Below are 3232 nucleotides of genomic sequence, written 5' to 3' on the forward strand. Positions count from 1 at the left end.
GATGATCTGCCGCTGCAACAGTGGTGCGACCAGGTGCGCGCCCTGCTGGCCGCCGACCCGACGATCACCGCCATGTCAATCAGCCGCAGCTTCGAGCGCTCAGAGTCTTGGATCTATCAGCGGCTGTACAGATACCCCGGACACGGCGAATGAGCCGCCACGGTCGATCGCTTGGCTGCCATCCAGCCTTAGCGGGCGGGACCGATCCCTTTGTGCTGGCGTGTACGCGATGCGCGCGCACGCGCATCGATGCGAACGGTGAAGGGTTCCACAGCGCGGTGAGATGGTGCCCGCCAGTACCTGGTGGGCACTTGGTCTGGCCGGGCACTGCACGCAGGACACCGCGGGGCCCCACTTCTTCCCAGCCGCGATAAGTAGCACGATCGCCACGACGACTGCGGCGACAAGTGCAATGGCGGCGCACAGAAAGCAACTCACCCGCGCCGCTTCGAGAAGGCCTGCCTCGATTGCGTTTTCCCACAATGAATTTCGCGCCTAGAGTACCAGCGGCTGACTCTCCCTACGCGGCAGCTTCACCTTGGCTGGCGAGACCACTGGCGCTAATCCCGTTGCCAGTGAGCAGGTTTGGCGGGTGGTCAACAGCCGCTGCTGCTGGAACGGCGGACATCACCTGCAGGTCGAGAAGTTGCAGTTCCCAGTTCCACCGCATGGTGTAGGCGGGCGTGCCGATGGCCGCCGCGATGTAGGGGAACCGCTGCGCGTGCTGAGCCGCCGATGTTCCACTGCGTGGTGTCACGGAGGGCCCCGTGACTGCCGGCAAGTTGTAGATGTTGACCGGTCCGGCGGGGGTGTGGAGCCACCATTCGGCGTCGACCAGTGCGGGATTTGTGAACGCCATGGCCTTGGGCGGCCCGAAGAGCTCTGCACACATCAGCGCCGTTGGGCCGTCGCGCATTTCGCGGGTTACCGGGTTGATGAAAATGATGACGCGTTTGCGCATTTACTGCCAAGTCAGCATGTCGAGGAGTCTCAGATCGGTGATGTGGTGCAGGTTCGCGCCTAGTGTGCCCTTGTTGCCGAGTACCGCGCGTAGCCGCGTGAGCGCTTCGGACTCATTATTGGTGATCAAGTCGTCACGAATGGCGGGCCAGTAGGCGGCTCTCTGGTATTTCAGACGCGGGTAGCGGTCGGCGGCTTGCTCAGCGAGCTGGCGGTACATATCGGTCACCTTGGAATCAAGGATGGGGATAGCCGCGGGGCGCTTGATGTGAAGTACCTTGCTGATTTTCGATCGAGCCACGTTGGTTGGCGCGTCCTGTTCAAAGTGCCGGTAGAACGATTCGAGTTGGTCGTAGAGACCATTTCGGATATTCGGCTCAGCGCGTAGAAGATCAGCGTCGGCTGGCGGCCACGGCGCGCTGGTTGCACGTTCGACAAACCATACGAGTTGCTCTTCCGATATACGTGAATAGATGACCCATGTACGGGCTACTTCCGCACGAGTAAGCACTTCCGGGTCGCCGGGACCAGGCAAGTCGTAGTCGACGATGGTCCGGCCCGGATACTGCCGCAGCTGGGCCACACACTCTTCGATCGACCGCTCCCTGCCGGCGATCACAATGACTTCTGAAGTAGACACCCTGTCACTCTCACATGTCCAAGAATGCGAGCGCAAAATCGCGATCGCGGTAACGATCCCCAATCCAACCGTCCTGACCGCCGCTGGCGTTGCTCCTGAGTCGGTGTTCACCGACAAGCTCTCTGGATCGGCCAAAACAACGCGGCCGGGCGTGACTGCGATGATGAACTACGCCCGTGCCGGTGACACTGTGGTGGTCGCCGCCATCGACGGTCTCGGCCGCTGCGTCGCCGAAGTCACCCGCACTATTGCTGACCTCGGAGAGCGGGGGATCGTGCTGCGGGCATTGCGTGAAGGGATCGACACCGCCACGCCCACCGGGCGGGCAGTCGCGGCGATCATGGCTACCTTGGCCGAACTCGAACTCGAACTCGAACTCGAACTCGGCCGCGAGCGCCGTGCCGCCTCCCGTGAAGCAAGACATTCGCGCCCGGCTCCCGGCCACCAAACCACCCAAGCTCAGCGACGAACGCCAGGACCAACTTCGCCGACTGGCCGCAACTGGAGAGCCTATCGGTGAACTCGCCGCCGCATTCGGCATAGGACGCGCCACCGCCTACCGGTACCTATCTCAAGGCGGCGCTGAGTACCCAGAACCGAATGAGTGACGGGCTGTTGTCGGTGGTGGCGCGGATGATCGGTGTCATGCGACAGCTTGACGGACGAGCGTGATGACGGCCGGCGGGGCCGAGACCTGGGGGCGGAATGAAATGCGCCATCTGGCGTCGCGTCAGTTCGGGTTGTTTACCTCAGCCCAGGCGCGGCGGAACGGGCTTTCCAACATCGAGGTAGCGCAACGTCTTGCCTCGGGCGAACTGTATGTGGCGTATCGCCGTGTCTTCGGGTTCACCGAGAACGACGCCGACATGTTCAGGTGCGAAGACTGGGCTGCTCGATGGCTGGCGCTCAAACCCACCGCAGACATCGAAGCGCGCCGAGCCGCCCCAGATTGCATCCTCAGCCACGAAAGCGCGGCAGCGATCCGCAACCTAGGGACGGTCGTTGCTGACGGTCTGTACCTCACCGGCCCCCGCTCCATCAACAAAACCCCACAGGTGCGCAGCTACCTGCGTGACATCGGTGCCCGCGGCGCGGAATGGAACGTCTTCGAAGGACTTCCGGTCGCGATGCCGGGGCGTATCGTCGCTGACCTGGCCGACGCTGAGATTGACGGGTCCCATCAAGGAACGGTCATCGCCGACATCATCGACGACGGATTACTTACGATGGAAGAAGTCGGCCGCCGCCTGGACCCCTACGCTCACCGGTGGGGGGTTTCCGGCGGCGTTGAACTCGCCCAACTATTCACCGCCGCCGCCTGTCGGTCCAAATGATCCACCAGGGAGGCACTACACGCGCGAGTATCGCTCTTTCCCTTGGCATTTCGCGATCCAGTGTGTACCAGGAGTTGGTGGGTTGATGGTCGACGGTCGGCCCACGTACACCGCGCTCGCCAGCCGCGACGGACGCTGGTGGCTCATCCGCGTCCCCGGCCTCGGCCACAATCCCGAAGAGGGCATCTACACGCAAGCCCGCAAACGTGCCGACATCGAACGGGTCTGCTGCACGATCAGGTGACAGTTTCGGTCACGCGGCCTGACTGGCCGGTGTGGTCATGATTGCTTCGAATTC

5 protein-coding genes and 1 pseudogene are annotated in these 3232 nt (G+C 62.8%); 4 read left to right on the forward strand and 2 right to left on the reverse strand.

From position 1 onward, the window contains the following. Positions 1-520 precede the first annotated feature (520 nt). Entirely contained in the window at positions 521-961 is a 441-nt protein-coding gene (locus AO501_RS12535; protein ID WP_055578042.1) for a hypothetical protein, read from the reverse strand. Beyond that, positions 962-1600, reverse strand: coding sequence for a DUF6308 family protein (locus tag AO501_RS12540; RefSeq protein WP_063892863.1), 639 nt, complete (start codon positions 1598-1600; stop codon positions 962-964). Positions 1601-1637: 37 nt separating this feature from the next. Here AO501_RS12540 and AO501_RS12545 point away from each other — a divergent pair. From AO501_RS12545 to AO501_RS37145, 4 genes and pseudogenes are all read left to right on the forward strand, one after another. After that, a pseudogene (locus AO501_RS12545) lies at positions 1638-2208 on the forward strand (recombinase family protein). Positions 2209-2271: 63 nt separating this feature from the next. Further along, positions 2272-2934 carry a type IV toxin-antitoxin system AbiEi family antitoxin domain-containing protein gene (locus AO501_RS12550; protein ID WP_055578044.1) on the forward strand — a complete coding sequence of 221 codons (663 nt, stop codon included), beginning with the start codon at positions 2272-2274 and terminating at the stop codon, positions 2932-2934. Further along, positions 2931-3020 (forward strand): helix-turn-helix domain-containing protein, encoded by a 90-nt coding sequence (locus tag AO501_RS40690; RefSeq protein ID WP_156452507.1) that lies wholly within the window; start codon positions 2931-2933, stop codon positions 3018-3020. The genes AO501_RS12550 and AO501_RS40690 overlap by 4 nt, the downstream gene beginning before the upstream one ends. Continuing rightward, entirely contained in the window at positions 3020-3178 is a 159-nt protein-coding gene (locus AO501_RS37145) for a hypothetical protein (protein ID WP_156452508.1), read from the forward strand. Before AO501_RS40690 ends, AO501_RS37145 begins: the two co-directional genes overlap by 1 nt. Positions 3179-3232 lie beyond the last annotated feature (54 nt).

This window comes from Mycobacterium gordonae, from assembly GCF_001417955.2.
Classification (GTDB): domain Bacteria; phylum Actinomycetota; class Actinomycetes; order Mycobacteriales; family Mycobacteriaceae; genus Mycobacterium; species Mycobacterium gordonae_B.